The organism is Terribacillus sp. FSL K6-0262 (assembly GCF_037977385.1).
Lineage (GTDB): Bacteria > Bacillota > Bacilli > Bacillales > Amphibacillaceae > Terribacillus.
In genome coordinates, this window is sequence record NZ_CP150277.1 from 2,637,920 (window position 1) to 2,657,388 (window position 19,469).

The 19,469-nt window shown below is 47.6% G+C and carries 19 protein-coding genes and 1 other RNA gene; 11 read left to right on the top strand and 9 right to left on the bottom strand.

Annotated features, from left to right (window positions below; all coding sequences use genetic code 11):
- Positions 1-6 precede the first annotated feature (6 nt).
- The 5 genes from ptsP to MHI54_RS13460 all read right to left on the bottom strand — a co-directional run bounded on the left by ptsP (position 7) and on the right by MHI54_RS13460 (position 5,657).
- The gene (ptsP, locus tag MHI54_RS13440; protein WP_095215865.1) at positions 7-1,722 is read right to left on the bottom strand and encodes a phosphoenolpyruvate--protein phosphotransferase; all 1,716 of its coding nucleotides are present in this window, start codon (positions 1,720-1,722) and stop codon (positions 7-9) included.
- A gap of 5 nt (positions 1,723-1,727) precedes the next feature.
- The gene (locus tag MHI54_RS13445; protein WP_038564763.1) at positions 1,728-1,994 is read right to left on the bottom strand and encodes a phosphocarrier protein HPr; all 267 of its coding nucleotides are present in this window, start codon (positions 1,992-1,994) and stop codon (positions 1,728-1,730) included.
- A 77-nt stretch (positions 1,995-2,071) separates the two neighbouring features.
- A complete protein-coding gene (locus MHI54_RS13450; protein ID WP_095215866.1) occupies positions 2,072-3,976 on the bottom strand; it encodes a fructose-specific PTS transporter subunit EIIC in 1,905 nt (634 codons plus the stop codon).
- A 14-nt stretch (positions 3,977-3,990) separates the two neighbouring features.
- Positions 3,991-4,902: a 1-phosphofructokinase gene (pfkB, locus tag MHI54_RS13455; RefSeq protein ID WP_095215867.1), complete on the bottom strand. Its 912-nt coding sequence runs from the start codon at positions 4,900-4,902 to the stop codon at positions 3,991-3,993.
- Entirely contained in the window at positions 4,899-5,657 is a 759-nt protein-coding gene (locus tag MHI54_RS13460) for a DeoR/GlpR family DNA-binding transcription regulator (RefSeq protein WP_340081871.1), read from the bottom strand. The genes pfkB and MHI54_RS13460 overlap by 4 nt, the downstream gene beginning before the upstream one ends.
- 207 nt (positions 5,658-5,864) lie before the next feature.
- Between MHI54_RS13460 and secG the strand changes: the two genes are divergently transcribed.
- The 3 genes from secG (at position 5,865) to rnr (ending at position 9,304) form a co-directional block, all read left to right on the top strand.
- Entirely contained in the window at positions 5,865-6,098 is a 234-nt protein-coding gene (gene secG / locus MHI54_RS13465; RefSeq protein WP_095215868.1) for a preprotein translocase subunit SecG, read from the top strand.
- Positions 6,099-6,217: 119 nt separating this feature from the next.
- Positions 6,218-6,973 (top strand): alpha/beta fold hydrolase, encoded by a 756-nt coding sequence (locus tag MHI54_RS13470; protein WP_095215869.1) that lies wholly within the window; start codon positions 6,218-6,220, stop codon positions 6,971-6,973.
- Between the two features lie 42 nt (positions 6,974-7,015).
- Positions 7,016-9,304 (top strand): ribonuclease R, encoded by a 2,289-nt coding sequence (gene rnr / locus MHI54_RS13475; protein ID WP_095215870.1) that lies wholly within the window; start codon positions 7,016-7,018, stop codon positions 9,302-9,304.
- A 35-nt stretch (positions 9,305-9,339) separates the two neighbouring features.
- Here the strand turns inward: rnr and MHI54_RS13480 are convergent, their stop codons facing one another.
- On the bottom strand, positions 9,340-10,200 hold the full coding sequence (locus tag MHI54_RS13480; protein WP_095215871.1) for a GNAT family N-acetyltransferase: 861 nt from the start codon (positions 10,198-10,200) through the stop codon (positions 9,340-9,342).
- A 117-nt stretch (positions 10,201-10,317) separates the two neighbouring features.
- Between MHI54_RS13480 and smpB the strand changes: the two genes are divergently transcribed.
- The 5 genes from smpB to MHI54_RS13505 all read left to right on the top strand — a co-directional run bounded on the left by smpB (position 10,318) and on the right by MHI54_RS13505 (position 13,603).
- Positions 10,318-10,782: an SsrA-binding protein SmpB gene (gene smpB / locus MHI54_RS13485; protein WP_093725697.1), complete on the top strand. Its 465-nt coding sequence runs from the start codon at positions 10,318-10,320 to the stop codon at positions 10,780-10,782.
- A gap of 96 nt (positions 10,783-10,878) precedes the next feature.
- Positions 10,879-11,244: a transfer-messenger RNA gene (gene ssrA / locus MHI54_RS13490) on the top strand.
- Between the two features lie 342 nt (positions 11,245-11,586).
- Positions 11,587-12,210 (top strand): nuclear transport factor 2 family protein, encoded by a 624-nt coding sequence (locus tag MHI54_RS13495; protein ID WP_340081879.1) that lies wholly within the window; start codon positions 11,587-11,589, stop codon positions 12,208-12,210.
- 148 nt (positions 12,211-12,358) lie between these two features.
- The gene (murB, locus tag MHI54_RS13500; RefSeq protein ID WP_095215873.1) at positions 12,359-13,300 is read left to right on the top strand and encodes a UDP-N-acetylmuramate dehydrogenase; all 942 of its coding nucleotides are present in this window, start codon (positions 12,359-12,361) and stop codon (positions 13,298-13,300) included.
- A gap of 42 nt (positions 13,301-13,342) precedes the next feature.
- Entirely contained in the window at positions 13,343-13,603 is a 261-nt protein-coding gene (locus MHI54_RS13505) for a CPCC family cysteine-rich protein (RefSeq protein WP_095215981.1), read from the top strand.
- Positions 13,604-13,743: 140 nt separating this feature from the next.
- On the opposite strand, the gene katA is transcribed toward MHI54_RS13505, so the two are convergent.
- Positions 13,744-15,195 carry a catalase KatA gene (katA, locus tag MHI54_RS13510; RefSeq protein ID WP_095215874.1) on the bottom strand — a complete coding sequence of 484 codons (1,452 nt, stop codon included), beginning with the start codon at positions 15,193-15,195 and terminating at the stop codon, positions 13,744-13,746.
- A 420-nt stretch (positions 15,196-15,615) separates the two neighbouring features.
- Between katA and MHI54_RS13515 the strand changes: the two genes are divergently transcribed.
- Positions 15,616-15,783, top strand: coding sequence for a hypothetical protein (locus MHI54_RS13515; RefSeq protein ID WP_158221529.1), 168 nt, complete (start codon positions 15,616-15,618; stop codon positions 15,781-15,783).
- Between the two features lie 344 nt (positions 15,784-16,127).
- Here the strand turns inward: MHI54_RS13515 and MHI54_RS13520 are convergent, their stop codons facing one another.
- Together MHI54_RS13520 and MHI54_RS13525 are read right to left on the bottom strand one after the other, a co-directional pair.
- Entirely contained in the window at positions 16,128-16,556 is a 429-nt protein-coding gene (locus MHI54_RS13520; RefSeq protein WP_095215875.1) for a BrxA/BrxB family bacilliredoxin, read from the bottom strand.
- The gene (locus MHI54_RS13525; protein WP_340081884.1) at positions 16,557-17,684 is read right to left on the bottom strand and encodes a conserved virulence factor C family protein; all 1,128 of its coding nucleotides are present in this window, start codon (positions 17,682-17,684) and stop codon (positions 16,557-16,559) included. It abuts the gene before it with no gap.
- Positions 17,685-17,917: 233 nt separating this feature from the next.
- Between MHI54_RS13525 and MHI54_RS13530 the strand changes: the two genes are divergently transcribed.
- Both MHI54_RS13530 and MHI54_RS13535 read left to right on the top strand, forming a co-directional pair.
- Positions 17,918-18,532 (top strand): DedA family protein, encoded by a 615-nt coding sequence (locus tag MHI54_RS13530; RefSeq protein ID WP_095215877.1) that lies wholly within the window; start codon positions 17,918-17,920, stop codon positions 18,530-18,532.
- A 16-nt stretch (positions 18,533-18,548) separates the two neighbouring features.
- On the top strand, positions 18,549-19,409 hold the full coding sequence (locus MHI54_RS13535; protein WP_095215878.1) for an undecaprenyl-diphosphate phosphatase: 861 nt from the start codon (positions 18,549-18,551) through the stop codon (positions 19,407-19,409).
- The last annotated feature ends 60 nt before the right edge of the window (positions 19,410-19,469 follow it).

Below are 19,469 nucleotides of genomic sequence, written 5' to 3' on the forward strand. Positions count from 1 at the left end.
CTGTTTTTATTGTGCAGTTCTTTGACGGACAAGCTGTTCCACTTCATCTGCAGTGCTGAGAGCCAATGCTTCTTGACTCAGTTCCTGCATCTCGGCTTTGGATAGCTTCGTGATTTGTGTTCTTGCCGGCAGGATGCTGGTTGCGCTCATGCTGAACTCATCAAGGCCAAGGCCGAGAAGAAGCGGGATTGCAATTGCATCGCCTGCCATTTCCCCGCACATGCCAGCCCATTTTCCTTCAGCATGTGCTGCCTCGATGACATTATGCACAAGGTTCAGGATAGCTGGGTGGTATGGCTGGTACAAGTAGCTTACGCGTTCATTCATGCGGTCAGCTGCCATGGTGTACTGGATCAAGTCGTTTGTGCCGACGCTGAAGAAATCTACTTCCTTCGCAAATTGCTTCGCAGCAACCGCAGTGGAAGGGATCTCGACCATGATACCGATTTCGATGGAATCGGAGACTTCCGCGCCTTCAGCAGTAAGCTTATCTTTTTCTTCGAGAAGGATGGCTTTTGCTTGGCGGAATTCCTCCAAAGTAGCGATCATCGGGAACATGATTTTAAGGTTTCCGTATACGCTTGCACGCAAGAGGGCACGAAGCTGCACACGGAAGATATCATCGCGTTCCAGGCAAAGGCGGATGGCGCGGTAGCCAAGGAAAGGGTTCATTTCCTTCGGAAGCTGCAGGTAGCTAAGCTCTTTATCGCCGCCGATGTCCAATGTACGAACAACAACAGGCTTGTCTCCCATTTGCTCAAGTACGGCTTTATAGGATTCGAACTGCTCCTCTTCACTAGGAAGCTCACTTTTGCCCATGTAAAGGAATTCAGTACGGTAAAGGCCGACACCTTCGCCTCCATTGTTTTGAACGCCAGTGACGTCTTCTGGCGTACCGATATTGGCAACAAGCTCTACATGGACGCCATCTGTTGTAACGGTAGGTTCATTTTTCAGTTTCGCCCATTCTTGTTTTTGCTGTTCGAAAGCTGCTTGTTTCGCTTTGTAAGTCGCTAGTTCATCTTCTGTCGGATCGACAATGACAGTGCCTTCGATGCCGTCAACGATGATCATGGCGTCACTTGCAGCGGAAGTCGTGATCGACTTCGTACCGACGACAGCAGGAATCTCAAGGGAGCGGGCCATGATGGCGGAATGGGAAGTACGTCCGCCGATGTCGGTTGTAAACCCTTTCACAAACTGCTTGTTGAGCTGTGCTGTATCCGATGGAGTCAGGTCCTCTGCAATAATGATAACTTCTTCATCTATAAGTGCAGGATCAGGGAAGGAAACCTGAAGCAAGTGCGCCATGACGCGTTTTGTGACATCCTGGATGTCAGCTGCTCGTTCTTTCATATATTCATTGTCCATGCTGCGGAACATGTCGATGAACATCGTAGCTGTCTCATCAAGGGCAGCTTCTGCATTGATGCTGTTATTGCGGATATTGTCTTTGACAGGGTTGATCAGTTCGGGATCTGCCAAGACAAGCAAATGAGCCGAGAAAATCTCGGCATGCTCGTCGCCAAGTGACACACGGGCATTCTCACGGATTTTCTCCAGCTCTTGTTTGCTGATCTCGAGGGCAGCATCCAAACGGCTGATCTCTTCTTCCGCATTTGCAACAGTCGTCTTATCGAAAGAGAGGTCTGGCACAGCCAAATGGTATGCTTTTGCAATCGCAATACCATTTGAAGCTGCGATTCCGTTTATCATGCTCATACGGATTATTCTCCCAGGCCTTCGCTTTTGATAGTTTCCGCAATTGTATTGACTGCTTCTTCAGCGTCGTCGCCTTCAGCAGAGATTGTGATTTCAGCACCCTGTGGAATACCAAGGCTCATAACACCCATGATAGATTTAAGGTTGACGCTCTTGCCGTTGTATGCAAGCTGGATATCGGATTTGAAGCCGCCTGCTTTATTCACTAAGATTGTAGCCGGACGAGCGTGTACGCCAGTCTCATCTGTAATTGTCATTGTTTTTTCTGCCATGGTAAATACCTCCAAAGATTAAGTTTTATGTGAATGCTTTCATTCTTGTTATGTGAATGCTTTCATTCTATCTTATTTTATACTTTTCTTAGGTCTTTTTTCAATAGTCCTACAATAATAGCTGTGACAAAAGCACCGATTATGATGGAAAGGAAGTAGAGCAATGGATTTCCATCGACCAAACTTGCTGAGATTATGCCGCCGTGCGGTGCGTTCAACCCGATTTCGAAGAAGGCAGACAGACCGCCGGCTACTGCGGCACCGATTGCTGTTGCCGGAATGACACGAAGCGGGTCGGCAGCTGCGAATGGAATGACACCCTCCGAGATGAAGAACGCGCCAAGCACGTATGCTGTTTTACCTGTTTCTCTTTCCTGCTTCGTGAACTTGTTGCGGAATAGGCTTGTCGCAAGTGCGAGTCCCAGTGGCGGTACCATACCGCCGGCCATGACGGCTGCCATGAATTCCAGGTTGCCTGCATCCAGCATCGCAATGCCGAAAGTGTATGCCGCTTTGTTGATCGGTCCGCCCATATCGATAGCCATCATCGCACCAAGCACGAGTCCTACCAATACCAGGTTAGTGCCGCCAAGCCCCTCCAGGAAATCGGAAAGCGCTACATATACTTGAGTCAATGTCGGGTTGATCAACAGCATGATCATACCGGTGATGAAAATGCTCAATACCGGGAAGAAGAGAATCGTTTTCAAGCCTTCCAATACGGCTGGGAGACCGGAAAGTGCCTTCTTGATGCCAAGTGTCACATAACCTGCCAGGAAACCGGCGATCAGACCGCCAAGGAATCCGGAGCTGGTTGCATCTCCATGGCCATAGGTCACAGCAATCAAACCGCCGATTGCACCTGGAGCGAAACCAGGTTTATCAGCAATGCTGCTGGAAATGAAACCTGCCAGTACGGGAACGATCAGGAAGAACGCCTGATTGCTTCCGATTTCATTCAGCATCTCTGCAAAACGGCTGTCAGGGAACAACTCTCCGAAAAGGATGCTGAGAGCAATCAGGATACCGCCGCCGACAACGAATGGAAGCATGTTGGAAACACCATTCATGATGTGCTTGTAGAATCCGGAACGCTGTTCTTTCTGACCGCCTTCTGCAGCAGCTTCTGAGCTGCGTCCGCTGTTATGGTGGACTGGTGCATCCTGGGCCAGTGCTTTTTCAATCAATTCTTTCGGTATTTTCAAGGCGCGCCCTACTGGAACCTGCAAGACGTGCTTCCCTTCGAATGGGCTGAGATCGACATTGACATCGGCTGCAACGATGATTGCTGTTGCTTCTTTGATGTCTTCGTCAGTCAGGCGGTTCTTGATTCCGCCAGCTCCATTTGTCTGGACTTTGATCGGGACATTCATTTCTGCTGCTGTCTGTTTCAGCTTATCGGCTGCCATGAACGTATGGGCGATACCGGTAGGGCATGCAGTGATGGCAAGTACTTTGCCTTTTGAGCCTGATGCATCCTGTGCCTGTTCTGCTGCTGGGCTTTCTTGTTCTTCTTCGCCAAGCTCTTCTTTTTCCTTGGCATCGATGATGGTCATGATCTCTTCTTCCGTCTTTGCATTTTCAATGCTTGAACGGAATGTGCTGTCCATCAAGAAAGAAGAAAGCCGGGATAATGTTTCCAGATGTGTCTGGTTTGCCCCCTCAGAAGCCGCGATCATGAAGAATAGATGGGATGGCTGGCCATCCAGTGCTTCATAGTCCAGTCCTTCTTCTGAACGGCCAAAAGCAATTGCCGGAATTTTGACGGCAGCTGATTTACCGTGCGGAATGGCAATACCTTCGCCGATTCCTGTCGTGGACTGTGCTTCACGCGCAAGGATTGCTTCCCTGAATCCTGCTTTATCGTTCAGTTTGCCAGCTTCGTCCAGCTTGGAAACAAGCTCTTCGATGACATCCGCTTTGGATTGGGACTTTAGCTGCAAAATGATAGTATCTTTGGTTAAAAGTTCTGTAATTCGCATAGGTAACACCCCTCTTAGATAGATGTGAGCTTGACTTGGCTTACTAATTCTTCTATATATTGTCTTTCGCCAAGATCGTCACTGAAAGCTGTAGCACTTCCTGCTGCCACCGCATAGGTGAATGCTTGCTCGTAATTGCCCGATTTTTCAAATGCGGCCAAAAACCCTGCGACCATGCTGTCGCCAGCGCCGACGGAGTTTTTCACTGTGCCTTTTGGAGTCTCGGCTTTCCAGGCATGATCTTTATTCACGAAGATCGCACCTTCACCGCCCATTGACACAATGACATTATCGATGCCGGTATCATGCAGTTTCCGTGCGTAGCTGACGATTTCTTCAATGGAAGAGATCGTCGTGTCGAATAGCTCCCCCAGTTCATGATGGTTCGGCTTGACAAGGAACATACGCTTGCCGATTAAATCCCGAAGCGCAGCACTTGAAGTATCCGCAATGAACCTGGTGCCATTTCCTTCACAGATATCCGCCATCCGAGCATAAATATCTGCCGGTACGGAGCCGGGTGCATTGCCTGCAGCTACGAGAGCATCATTTTTACCGAGGCCTCTGATCTGTTCGAAAAGCAAGTCTAGCTGCTCTGTCGCAATGGATGGTCCTGGTCCGTTGATTTCTGTTTCGGCGCCGGATTTCAGTTTTACATTGACGCGTGTCGGTTCATTTATTTCAATGAATTGATGCGCAATGCCGGCGCTTTCCAGTGTTTCCTTGATGAAGGCGCCTGTAAAGCCGCCGATATATCCTAATGCCGTCGTTTCCACATCCAAACGCTTCAGCAAACGGGAAACATTGATCCCTTTCCCGCCGGCGAAATAGGCTGTTTGTGTGGCGCGATTCAGATCTCCTGCCTCAAAACCGTCCACGTGCATGATGTAATCGATGGATGGGTTCAGCGTGCATGTGTAATTCATGAGTCCACAACCTTTATTGATGTAAGTTTCTTGTAAGCAGTCAGTTGTTTCGAGCTGGCATGGTCGACGATAAGCTTTGTTTCTGTCAAATCAGCTATATGTGCAAAGGCAGTCTTATCCAGCTTGCTCCTGTCAGCCAAAACGAATGTTTCATTCGATCGAAGCAAGGCCTGCCGCTTGATGGCAGCTTCTTCTGGATCTGGCGTAGTGCAGCCATTGTCTGGATGGACGCCGTTTGTACCGAGGAAACATTTATCGAAACTGTATTGGGTGAGTGCGGTCATCGCACCCCTGCCGATTAAAGTTCTCGTTTTATCCTTTACTAAACCGCCTGTCACATACACAGTGATGTCCTTTTCATAAAGTGCCTCCAAATGAGTCAAACCATTTGTGACGACGGTTACATTTCTGCCTGTCAAGAAGGGGATCATCTGATATGTCGTCGTACCGGCGTCGAGGAAGATGCATTCATCTTGTCCGACGAGACTGGCAGCGTATGCTGCGATTAGGTGCTTTCCGGTCCGGTTTTGCGTCTCTTTCTCGGTATAGCTCATTTCATATCTTAAAGAAGATACTGTCGTCGCGCCGCCATGGACCCGCTGAAGCAGCTTCTGCTTTTCTAGTTCGATCAAATCCCGGCGTATTGTCGAGACGGAAGCGCCTGTTGATTCCACGAACTCTGGAATCGTGACAACGCGCTGTTCTTGCAGCATCTGCAGGATCATTTCCTGCCGCTCAGGTGTAAGCATTTCCATTACCTCCTCCTGAACTTAAGTCCACTATAAAGGAAACGGTTTCACCTTGCAACCAAAAAAATTCAAAAAACGCCATAAAAATTCAAATTTCTTAAAAACTGTTCAAGATTTTGTCAGAACTTGCAGGGCGGACAAGAACATCTTGCCAATTATCTGACACGTATGCTACAGTTGACATAGGTATTTGCCGTTATAGGAGGTGCTGGGATGCAGACAACTTTAGTAGTTCTATTAATAATCGATGCCATCGCGCTGATTGCGTTAGTCCTTTTACAATCTGGTAAGAGTGCAGGTCTGTCCGGAGCTATTTCCGGAGGAGCTGAGCAATTATTTGGAAAGCAGAAGGCCCGTGGTTTGGACTTGTTCCTCCATCGTGCAACAATCGTTACAGGAGTCATTCTTTTTGTATTGACGTTCCTTTTGGCGTATGTCCTGCAGTAATCGAATAGCCAATTCCATCCCTCGTCACAACTTCTGTGGTGGGGGATTATTTATTCCCGGGGAAGGGAAAACTAGTTCGGAAATCTACAATATAAATAGTCATAACAGGGGAGATACATATGGTCACAATGAAACAGCCAGAGCCGTTCACATTCGAGGGGAAAGGAGATCGCGCTGTGCTGCTGCTGCATGGTTTCACCGGCCATTCAGCGGATGTCCGGATGATGGGGCGTTTTCTTGCAGGCAAAGGGTATACCGCTCACGCGCCTATCTATCGCGGACATGGGAAAACACCGGATGATATCGTCGCTTCCAATTCTGATGAATGGTGGGAGGATGTACAGAATGCTTATCGGTATCTGAAGGATAAGGGATATGAAAAGATTGCTGTAGCTGGTTTGTCACTGGGCGGGGTACTCAGCTTGAAGCTGGCCTACTCCTATCCGGTGAAGGGCGTCATCACGATGTGTTCGCCGATGTTTTTCGATAATGAAGCCCAACTGAACAAAGGCTTCAAGCTATATGCGAAACAGCATAAACAGCTGCAGGGAAAAGATGAGCAGACCATCGAACAGGAATTGGCAGAATTGATGGAGGCGCCCGCGACTGCAGATATGTTTCAGCGCCTGGGGGCCTTCATCACGGATGTAAGCAAGCATGTCGACGAAATCTACGCACCTCTTTTCGTGGTACAAGCTACAGAAGATCAAATGATCAATACGGATAGTGCCAACTATATTTATGAAAACGCGGAATCCGATTGGAAGGAGATCAAGTGGTACGAGAATTCTTCCCACGTGATTACGATGGGAAAAGAAAAAGAGCAGCTGCATGAGGATGTATATCAGTTTCTCGAATCGCTTGATTGGGAATAGTTCATACTAGATGAAAAAAGCCGAAAAGAAGGTGAAGCAATAATGGACGAAATAAAGCAGAAGATATTGGCTTATTTCAAAGAAAACGCGGCTAAGCCGTTGACAGTCGAAGAAATCGAACAGCAATTGGAGCTTGATGAAGCAAATGAATTCACCGTCCTTGTCAAAGGACTTAATGAATTGGAAACAGAAGGACAGCTTGTCCGGACAAGAAGCAACCGCTTCGGACTGCCTGAAAAACTGAACCTTGTGCGCGGCAGGATTCAAATGCACGCAAAGGGCTTCGCTTTCCTCATACCAGATGAAGAAGGCGTGGATGATGTTTATATCCACTATAGCGATCTGCAGTCTGCCATGAATAATGATACAGTGCTTGTACGGATCGAGAATAAAGCAGAGGACGGACAGCGCCGCGAAGGACAGGTGGTCCGGATCCTGGAGCGGGCGATAGCGGAAGTTGTCGGTACATATGAAGATAACGGCCGTTTCGGATTCCTCATTGCCGATGACAAACGGATACCGAATGATATCTTCATACCGAGAGGGGCTTCCGGCGGCGCGACAGACGGTCACAAAGTCATTGCCAGGATCACGAAGTACCCGGAAGGACGTATGAGTGCCGAAGGGGAAATCATCCAGATACTTGGTCATAAGAATGACCCGGGCATCGATATATTGTCCATCATCTATAAGCACGGTATTTCGACGGAGTTCCCGCCGGAAGTGCTGCAGCAGGCGGCAGAGACACCCGATACCATCGACCCTTCCGAGATAGAGAATCGCCGGGATCTCAGGGAGATGATGACGGTGACGATCGATGGAGCGGACGCGAAGGACTTGGATGACGCCGTAGCTGTCAGCCGTCTGGAAAACGGGAATTACCGCCTGGTCGTTTCCATTGCGGATGTATCCTACTATGTCGAAGAGGGCTCTCCGATAGACGAAGAGGCTCTGGAGAGGGCAACCAGCGTTTATTTGGTCGACAGGGTGATCCCGATGATCCCGCACCGCCTCTCCAATGGAATCTGTTCCCTGAATCCTCAAGTGGATCGCCTTACTTTGACTTGTGATATGCAGATCACCCCACAAGGGGAAGTGGTGGAGCATGAGATTTACCAGAGTGTCATCAAGACGAATGAACGGATGACATATGGGGATGTGAACCGGATTTTGCTGGAGGATGATCAAGAGCTGAAAGCCCGTTATGCCGATCTTGTCCCTATGTTTCAGCAAATGGAGGATTTGGCTGCGATCCTGCGGAAAAAGCGCATGGACAGGGGGGCGATCGATTTTGACTTCCCTGAAGCAAGGGTTGCTGTCGATGAAGAAGGAAAGGCAGTGGATGTCGTCCTTCGGGAACGTTCTGTTGCAGAGAAGCTGATCGAGGAGTTCATGTTGGCTGCCAATGAAACAGTCGCGGAGCATTTTCACTGGATGGATGTGCCTTTCATTCACCGGATCCATACTGATCCCGATCCGGATAAGCTGCAGCATTTCTTCGAATTCATTACCAGTTTGGGATATACCGTCAGAGGATCATCCTCGGATATCCATCCGCAAACATTGCAAAAAATCGTCGAGCGGGTGAGAGGCACGCAGGAAGAGATGATCATCAACCGCCTCATGCTGCGCTCGATGCAGCAAGCAAAATATGATCCGCAAGGCCTGGGGCACTTCGGGCTGGCGACGAAATTCTATACACATTTCACCTCGCCGATCCGCCGTTATCCGGATTTGATCGTGCATCGATTGATCCGCACCTATATCGTCAATAATCAGCTGGATAAAAAGACACAGGACCATTGGAAAGAGCGTATGCCTGAAATCGCGAGACAGTCTTCGGAACGGGAACGTGCTGCTGTCGATGCAGAAAGGGAAACGGATGACCTGAAGAAAGCCGAGTATATGCAAGATAAAATCGGCGAGGAATTCGATGGCGTCATCAGTTCCGTCACCGGTTTTGGATTGTTTGTCGAGCTGCCTAATACCATCGAGGGCCTTGTTCATGTCAGTTACCTGACCGATGATTTCTATCACTTCGATGATAAGCGTTATGCGATGGTGGGGGAACGAACTGGCAACCAATTCCGTATCGGTGATGAAATCACGGTCCGTGTGGTGAAGGTGAATATCGAGGAACGCGTCATCGATTTTGAAGTGGTTGGCATGAAACCGAGGAAACCACGCGAAAATCGCGACCGGCCAACGATCATCAAAGCAGATAAGAAGAAAAAGCCTGGTGATCACCGCCCGCCGAAGAACAAGGGCAAACGGAAACCACCGGCAAGAGGTAAGAAGAGCAAGAAACGCAATACAAGGAAAAGACCATAAAATGAACGCCCCGACTACATGAGCCGGGGCGTTTATCATCTGATGTATTTACCATAGATTAGCCAGGGATCATCATCCTCCGCGAAGCTCTCCTTAAAGACTGCGGGTATGCAGGAAGCATTCCCCGGTGAAACATCCAGCTGGGGGACGAGCTGTCTATCGGATTGCTGCAAATAGTCGAACACAGCAGCCCACAGGCCATCCTGCTCAAACACATCCGGCCAGAAATATTGGATCTGGGCTAAGTCCCTGCCTTTAAAGTCTTCTTGGATCGCCATGATGCGACTGGCATCCGTATTGCGGAATACGGAGAGTTTCTCTATGTACTCATCCTCCAGTATGGCGGCAGCATAAGGAATAGGAAAATAGGCTTCATATGGATAAAAAGCCAATTTTGTATCCTTGGCTGCTTGTTCGATTGCATCGCGCTTCGCTTCGGTTCCTTCGATTGGCTGCCATGGTGCAGCGGCAGGAAACTCGGCCTCCCCTGGATTTTCCATCAGCAGACTGATGAATTGACTGTTATACCGCATATTGAGCTTGTCCAGTACCCGCTGTGCAGGTAGGTTGGACTTGCGGGTGATGGCGCCAAGCCAATTCATCCTAGGGTCTTGTTCACAATAGGCAATGATATGCTTCAGTAAAGCTGTGGCATTCCCTTTGGATTGATAGCGGATATCACTGCGTAATCTGCCTAATATACCGTTTCCATTCGGCAAACGGTATACCCCTGCCACTGCAGCAAGCCCTTCCTCTGTCATCAGGCCGAACAGGGATTGAGCAGGGTTTTCGATCAGCTGCGGGAAAGACCCGATCACATAATCATCCTCGATGCCGGTTTGCATATCGAGCACTGACCGGTAATCATCGATAGTCAATTGCCTTATCGTCGTCATCTTCTATTACACTCCAATCAATCAGGTTCTTATCCATTCCCGATTCAGTATATGAATCGTTAGGATAATCATACAGTTTCTGATAAAATAAAGCTCGTAGTTAGGAGGAAGAAGTCTATGGCTAAGGGACAAGGTAAAGTACTCGCACAGAATAAGAAGGCCAATTTCGATTATGCAATCGAAGAGACGATCGAAGCTGGCATCGTTCTGCAAGGTACCGAGATCAAATCGATCCGTGCCGGCCGAGTCAATTTAAAAGATAGTTTTGCCAGGATCGACCGCGGGGAAGTCCGCATCATCAATATGCATATTTCGCCGTATGAACAAGGAAACCGATTCAACCATGATCCGACACGGACAAGGAAGCTGCTATTGCACCGCAAGCAGATCGATAAACTGATCGGTCAGACGCAGCAGCAGGGTTATTCCTTGGTGCCGATCAAGCTGTACATCAAAGACGGCTTTGCAAAAATCCTGCTTGGTGTCGGGAAAGGGAAAAAGAAATACGATAAACGTGAAGATCTCAAACAAAAGCAAATGAAACGCGATGTAGATCGTGCGATGCGCGACCGCGATTATTAAACTTGCATTTCCTGATAAAGATGATATAATGGAATTTGTCTGGGATTTGAATTTATCCTAAGTGAACGGGTTACTTCCTGTAGCCCCCATTATCATGGGGACGTTACGGATTCGACAGGGGTAGATCGAGCTCAGGCTGCGTGTCGAGGTTACGGCTCGTAAAACGTTACGCCTAAATATAACTGGCAAAACTAACAACAACTACTCTCTAGCAGCTGCGTAAGCACTCCTGGAGGATCCTTGCTGCCATCGCCCATGTGGCAGATTCGAGGGTCTCAAACTGAAGTGGGCTACGCCATCATCCTCCGCTTGCGGATGATCGGAAGAAGACAATCAAGCTAGCCTCGCTGAAAGCCTGTCGTTAGGCCGAAGCGTGTGCGAATTATAATATGACGACTACACACGTAGATGCCTGAGTGCCGATATCTCTGGACGTGGGTTCGACTCCCACCGTCTCCATCCTTACATACGGATGGAAAAGAAAGCTTCGGAATACTGATTTCAGTATTCCGAAGCTTTTTTATTTTTCCCGCACGTCTGGAATGACTGATGGGTGAATATTGCAGGACGAGAAATGCCCATGCATTGTGATGCTTTTTCAAATAGTGGCATAAAACCTGTAATCGGCCGGGAGTATCTGCAGCATGATATACAAGAAGCCTTTGGAGTACATGTGAGCCTTAACTTATATTGTTGCTTACTCTGAATGGTTTCGGACAAACCATATGTCTTTCTTAAAGGTCGGTAACGGGATACAATTAGGTTGGCTAGAAAGAATATTCGAGTAGAATGGAGTTACGACAAGTGGCAGAAACACAAATTACATTATCGACCGGAGAAAAGATCGCTACACAAGCATCAGAACGACAAATCCTGCAGCATATAACGAATAATCAAGGCATGATCAATAAAGCCTTTATCGTGATTGGCGACGTACATATCGCTACTGCTCATATAGTCAAGGTGGAATCGCTGGAACAGCCGGATACGATGGGAGAGCTGTATCAGGATCAACAAGCTGTTGAGACAGAGAGTGCTTATCCGAGCGACCAAGCAGGTGAAACCGGGGGCCAAGAGCAATTCGAACTTCTGGAGCAGGAGCTTCGGGAGGCCATGCAGACACGTGATATCTTCCTGCTGGATACGCTTTTGCATGATGAGCTGGTTTCCATCAACCATGAAGGCAGTCAAATCACGAAAGAAATGCATTTGGAAGCACATCGGACACTGGCTGTCCGTTTCACGGAAGTATCCTGCAAGGACCTGCAGATCAAACCGACAAAGGATGGAGCGGTGACGATTTCACAAATCCACTTAAAGGGTGAGGCAGGAGATGAAAAGATCGATGGGGACTATATCCACACACGTGTATGGCAGCTGATCGGTGATCAATACCAGGTCATCGCCGGACATTGTTCGAGGCTGTAAAGCAGGCGCATCGTTCCTTTTATTGCATAGACTATAGGTGTCTGGCCTAACAGGAAAATAAGAGCATTGTCACGTGTGTGATATGTGGTATACAATACAGGTTGGGGTACGCTCATTTGCAGCGGCTAATACAGTAATGAGGGATTAAATGATGAATGTGAACACGCTTGAAAAGGATTTAAAGCAGTTTGTAGATGCCAATGATGTACTGATAGAAGCACCGCTTGCGGATTACACATATACAAAGGTGGGCGGAAAAGCGGATGTACTCATTTTTCCGAGGAATTATGCGGAAATCGAACAGATTGTTGCCTACACAAAAGAAAATGATGTACCGCTGACAATACTCGGTAATGCATCGAATGTGATCATCCGTGATGGCGGCTTGCGCGGAGTGGTGGTCATCCTTACCAAAATGGATGAAGTGAAAGTGGAAGGGAACCGAATCACAGCCCAGTCTGGTGCTGCGATCATCGATGTTTCCAGAAGGGCATTGGATGCAAGCTTGACAGGTTTGGAATTTGCCTGCGGCATTCCGGGATCGATCGGCGGAGCCTTATATATGAATGCTGGTGCGTACGGCGGGGAAGTGAAGGATATCCTGGAAGAAGTAGTCGTCATCACTGATACAGGTGAGCGTAAAGTGATGTCGAGCGATGAATTGGAGCTCGGCTATCGCACGAGCATTTTGCAGAAGAATAACTACATCGCTGTCGAGGCAACATTCGTATTGGAAAAAGGTGAACAGACGGCTATCAAAGCGAAGATGGATGAACTGACGCATCTTCGTGAATCGAAGCAGCCTTTGGAATATCCATCTTGCGGAAGTGTTTTCCAGCGCCCTCCGGGTCATTTTGCTGGAAAGCTGATCATGGATGCCGGACTGCAGCTGACACGAATCGGCGGTGTCGAGGTGTCGGGGAAGCATGCTGGCTTCATGGTGAACGTGGCAAATGGTACAGCATCGGATTATATCAATCTGATCAAACACGTACAGAAGACAGTCAAAGAGAAGTTCGGCGTCAGTTTGCACCGGGAAGTGCGGATCATAGGGGATTCACCCGATGAAGAGATAAGTACATCACTTTGATAAGTGATGTATTTTTTTATAGGAAAGAGAGGGAAGGATTTGCTGGCATATACCTGTCCTTGCTGCGGATATAAAACCTTGGAAAGTGACGGATCATATGATATATGCCCCATTTGCTTTTGGGAGGATGATCCGTTTCAGAAAGAACATATTTATGAAGGAGGAGCAAACACCGTTTCTCTCATAGAGGCACAGCAAAATTACAAAGAATTTGGAGCTTGTGAAAGACATGTCATCCAGTACACGAGGAACCCCGCCGCTGAAGATGAAAAAGATCCGGGCTGGAAGCCTGTAAAGGGATGATCCATAACAGAACAGCTTCTGCACGTTGGAATGTCAACAGCGAAAAAGAGTGATTTTCGGGTTTGGAGCATTATATTGTGTAAAAGAAAAAGGATAGATGAACAAGTGCTGTTCATCTATCCTTTATTTATCTTCTCGGATTAAACTTCCTGTGGAAGGGCAATTCCAAGACCGTCAGCGACACGCTGACCCCATTCTTTATCTGCTTTGTAGATATGAGCTACTTGGCGTTCAAGAATTTCTTTTCTTGTAACAGGCTTCATTGCATTAACGAAGTTTTCTACAAGGCGAGTCTTTTCATCATCAGTCATAAGACGGTAAAGATCACCTGGTTGTGTGTAGTGGTCATTTTCATCATAAGCAACGCTATCAGCTTGTCCGGATACTTCGAATGGCGCCATCTTGCTTGCTGGATCTTCTTTCGGACCGTTTAAGCTGTTAGGCTCGTAATAAACGCCGCTTCCGCCATTATCATCGAAACGCATTTGACCATCACGCTGATAGTTGTTCACTTCGTTGCGTGCACGGTTGATCGGAAGTGCCTGGTGGTTGGCACCTACACGATAACGGTGGGCATCATGATAAGCGAATAGACGGCCTTGAAGCATCTTGTCAGGAGATACTTCGATACCAGGTACAAGTGTCCCTGGAGAGAACGTCGCTTGTTCCACTTCCGCGAAGTAGTTCTCTGGGTTGCGGTTCAATACCATACGGCCGACTTCGATCAGCGGGTAATCTTTTTGGGACCATACTTTTGTTACATCGAATGGATCGAAGCGATAAGTGTTCGCATCTTCAAGCGGCATGATTTGTACATAAAGCTTCCACTCAGGGAAATCGCCGTTTTCGATTGCGTTGAACAGATCTTCTGTATGGTAGTCCGGATTTTCACCAGCAAGTTTCTCCGCAACGGCAGGATCAAGGTTTTTAACGCCTTGCTGTGTTTTGAAGTGATATTTCACCCAAACACCTTCGCCTTTGTCGTTAACCCATTTGAATGTATGGGAACCGAAGCCATGCATATGGCGGAATGTCGCCGGGATACCGCGGTCAGACATAAGGATCGTCACTTGATGCAGGCTCTCTGGAGAAAGGGACCAGAAATCCCATACTGCATCAGGATTTTTCAAATGTGTCTGCGGATGTCTTTTTTGTGTATGGATGAAGTCAGGGAACTTGATCGCATCACGGATGAAGAATACAGGTGTATTGTTACCGACTAGATCATAGTTGCCTTCTTCTGTATAGAATTTAACAGCGAAACCGCGAGGGTCGCGCACTGTATCAGCAGAGCCCAGCTCGCCAGCTACAGTAGAGAAACGGATGAACATATCTGTTTTCTTGCCTACTTCTGAAAGGAAGGCTGCTTTGGTATATTTAGAAACATCATTGGTGACTTCAAAGTATCCATGTGCACCAGCACCTTTAGCGTGTACCACACGTTCAGGAACGCGTTCACGGTTGAAGTGTGCCAGTTTTTCAAGTAAATGCACATCTTGGATCAGTGTCGGTCCACGTGAACCAGCGGTTTGTGAATTCTGGTTGTCGCCAACTGGAGCTCCCCAGCTTGTAGTCAATTTTTTGTCTGCCAAGAAAATCACCTCGTATGTAATGTTTTAGTAAATCTATCAATATAGTAACATCTTTTTATTAAAAATCAATACTTAATTATAATAATTATAAACTTATTAACAAAAAAATTAAAAAGGATAAACCAGCTAGAAAGCAGGTTTACCCTGATAGGTTGAATGATACCGTTTCCAAAAATCTTATAAAGAAGTTACCCATGTGACTAAAGCCCATCCTATTATGCTACCGTTGATTAACAAGTTTGTTTTCCACATTGGCACCCCTCCTCCGTTGGTTTAAGTTTAACAAAAAATGAAAGGGTTTTCAATACTGGGATGAACCCAATTATTGGTTTGGACATCTTTAAAAATGCAGTTTGCTTTTATACCTTTTTCGGCCGGCTGATGCCACCATTCCTGTTACTGTCAAAGAGGAGTCAGGGGATGAGGAGGGAAGGAGAAGCTTACCGCAATCAACGTCATCTTGATTCATTGAAACATGCTGACTTATCAAGGGATGCTTCGGAATGGGGGCCGGTAAAAGGGCTCAGCCGCCTTGGCAGAGATTTTCCCCCTGACAGGCCGGGTGCTTTCAGGGAGGCGATTGATTAACTGATCATCTGCAAGATGCCCGTGTCAGTCATTGAGCTGGTTAGAAGTGTTTGCATCTGTGAAGGCTAAAAAGGTCCCGGACTACTTGGTAAACGTCTGCTGCTTATGGAGAAGCCATCTTTTTTCATGTCTGGGCAGCCGAAAAGGAAGCATCATCCAGTTTGGAGAAAGCAACGGCAATGCGCGCTGCAGTCCTTTCTCAAGTAGCGATGGAAACTGAGAGTGATCAGGGTAATCACTGTCATTTCCTTGTTGGCTTGATAAGCATGATCGCTAGATGAACAGGCTCGTCGATAAAGCTGTTATAAGAAAGAGATAAAAAAAGAGAGCTGCACTCGCAGCTCTTAGAGATGATTATCATAAGCAGTTGTCAAATTCTCCACAATTTCTTCCACATCATAGCCTTCAATCTGTTCGCGCGGGATGAAATGAACCAGTTCCCCGTCCTGCATCAAAGCAATCGATGGGGAGGATGGCGGCTGATCCGTGAAGTATTCGCGCATTTTTTCGGTCGCTTCCTTGTCCTGCCCGGCAAAAACCGTCACAAGATGCTCAGGTTTTTTCTCGTTTTTCAGAGATTCCCTTACGGCAGGCCGGGCAAGCCCTGCTGCACATCCGCAAACAGAATTGACGACGACCAATGTGCTGCCTTTTGCCTGGTTCACATAATTTTCTACCTGTTCTGCATCCGTAAGTTCCTGGAATCCTGCCTGTGTCAGTTCGTCCCTCATCGGCTGGACGATACCGCGCATGTATTCTTCATATGCATTCATTCATTTTTCCTCCTTTTGTTTGGCTGCTTCCGTCATTTGTTTCCAGACGGAGCCCTGTGCTGCTTCACCGCCGGCAATCCGTTCGATGGCCATATTCAGTTGCAGCTTCACTTCGAATTCTTTTTCCTGCCTTGCTGCTTTTTCCAGCATGGGAAGGCTTTCGGCTTCACCAAGCTCATAAAGGAACATTGCTGCCCGCCAGCGGACGATCCGATTCGGGTCGGCAAGTGTCGCTTCCATGGCTGGTGTCGCCTCTTTGAAGCCGAGATCGGAAAGGCAGTCGCCAGCCGTTCGGCGGACTGTCACGACTTTATCCTGCAGTGCACGATAAAGCAAGGGAAGGACTGCCTTGTCTTCGATCATGCCAAGATAGGCAGTTGCCAGACGGCGGATGGATGCTTTTGGATCCTGTAATGCTTTCTCAAGGAAGGCAAGATGCTCGATGTCCGGCTCCAGTTCATCCAATGCACGATAGCGTACACGCCAATCCTCTTCTTCCCAGACAGCCATGGTCGGCGAATTTCGTGTGGGAAGGGGTGCTTGAGGGTTCTTGGCACGGGAAACGAGTTCTTGGAGGCGTTCCGGACTGTAGCTTGCCAGCAGTTCCTCATAGACATCCTGACCGACTTGCTCCGGATCACCGTAACGGGGATATTGTTCTTCCCATTTACGGGCGAAAACGATATTATCGCTCCCTGCTGCTTCCATTGCTGCTTCGGTAAACAAAGCCGGAAGTCCGATTCGCTTCTCCTGATCCTCGAACAGAAGCTTGATTTGCATCGGTACACCGTAGATCGTCTGAATCTGGACATCGACTTGTCCATAATGAGGCTCTTCGCTGCCGGCTCCTGCAGCTGAACCTTGATTTTCCTCCCCGAAGACCTTGCGGACAGCAGGGAGGATTGTTTCCCAGGCTGCTTTTGGGCTCCGTTCCAGTGCAAGGAAATCTGCAACACGATATATCCCTTTGACACCTTCGATTTGGAACAATGCTTGGATATACTCCGGATCGGCAGCGGTCACTGTTTCTTTTTTATAATCGAAACTGCTGCCCATCGGCAGCATATCATCCACTACGATCTTCATCGAGTATGGACTTGGGGTAGGCTCGATAGTCACGATCTTCATCGTATTCCCCCTATATACAAAATCATTTTTCTTCCTATAGACTATATCACAGAAAGGGTGAAAGTTGCGACAATGCGGCTCTAGGACTACAGCCCAATGAAAACTAAGTCTCTGTTTCTATTAACCTTGCGCACACTGTCTGCTAGAATGTTAATAATCCGTAAAAAATTCCACTTTTTTGAGCGCAGGATGCTATAATGATTTGGTAAATAATTTACGTTTGGAGTTGTGAAATGGATAATTGGATAACGCAGTTTATGGAACAATTCGGTTATTTTGCGATCGTATTGCTGATGGCCGGCGAGAACGTTTTCCCGCCTATCCCTTCAGAAATCATCCTGCTGTTCGGCGGCTTTTTGACAACCACTTCGGATAGTGTGACGGCAGTCGGTGTCATTATCGCAGCGACGATTGGTGCAGTCATCGGAGCCATTATCCTTTATGGAATCGGACTTCTCTTGGATGTCGAGCGCCTGGAGAAAATCGTGGACCGCTGGGGACATATATTGCGCATTAAAAAAGAAGATATACATAAAGCAGATGCTTGGTTCGACAAATATGGTGTATGGACGATTTTCCTTTGCCGTTTCGTACCGGTGATCCGGAGCTTGATTTCCATACCAGCCGGTATGTCCAATATGAATTTCCCGCTATTCCTTATCTTTACGACATTAGGGACACTCATTTGGAATACAGTATTAGTATTGCTCGGTATGTGGCTCGGTGAATCCTGGACGACGGTGGAAACTTATCTCGGGTATTATCAGGATGTCGTCATCGTGATACTGGCGATCATCTTCGTCCTGTTCGTCATTTGGTTCATCAGAAGGAATAAAAAGAAAAAGTAGTCAGAGGAGTAGAGGCATGAGTATTATCGAATTCTTTTCGGCCTTGATCATGGGGCTGGTAGAAGGGCTGACAGAGTTTGCCCCGGTTTCATCCACCGGTCACTTGATCATCGTCGATGATATGTGGCTGAAGATCCATGAGTTATTCAATGAAGAAGTGGCAAATACGTTCATCATCGTCATTCAGCTTGGTTCCATCTTGGCTTCGGTCATTGTATTTTGGGACAAGTTCATGCAGATTCTCGGCATCCGCAAACTGCAAGGGAAAGAAGAGGCGATGCCTGGCAAGAAAAACAAATTCAATCTTGGTATTGTCATTGTCGGTTTGCTGCCTGCGGGTGTCCTTGGACTTTTGTTCGACGATCTGATTGATAAGTATCTATTCTCCGTATGGTACGTAATCGTAGCATTGGTCGTAGGTGCTTTCTTTATGATCTTTGCGGATAGGGTATCCTCAAAGAAGAGAGAAACCATCGATTCGCTGGATGACCTTACCTATAAAAAAGCCTTCCTGATCGGATTATTCCAGTGTATTTCCTTATGGCCTGGGTTCTCCCGTTCCGGAGCAACGATTTCCGGCGGTGTCATCCTTGGATTGAATCACCGGGTGGCATCTGACTTCACCTTCATCATGGCAGTGCCGATCATGGCTGGTGCAAGCCTTGTCTCATTACGCAATCATCTGCATGCGTTCACGCCTGATGTGATCCCGTTCTTTATCGTCGGATTCATCAGCGCTTTCATTTTTGCTTTGATTGCCATCCGTACTTTCTTGAAAATCATTTCCAAATATAAACTTGTTCCTTTTGCCTTCTACCGCATCGGGTTGGCGATTGTGATCGTGATCTTCTTGATCTTCAATGGATCCCTGTCTTGAGCAGGGGTCTTTTTTTTGGCTAGAAGTGCCTTTCATATTATGGCGCAAAAGACAGAAGCT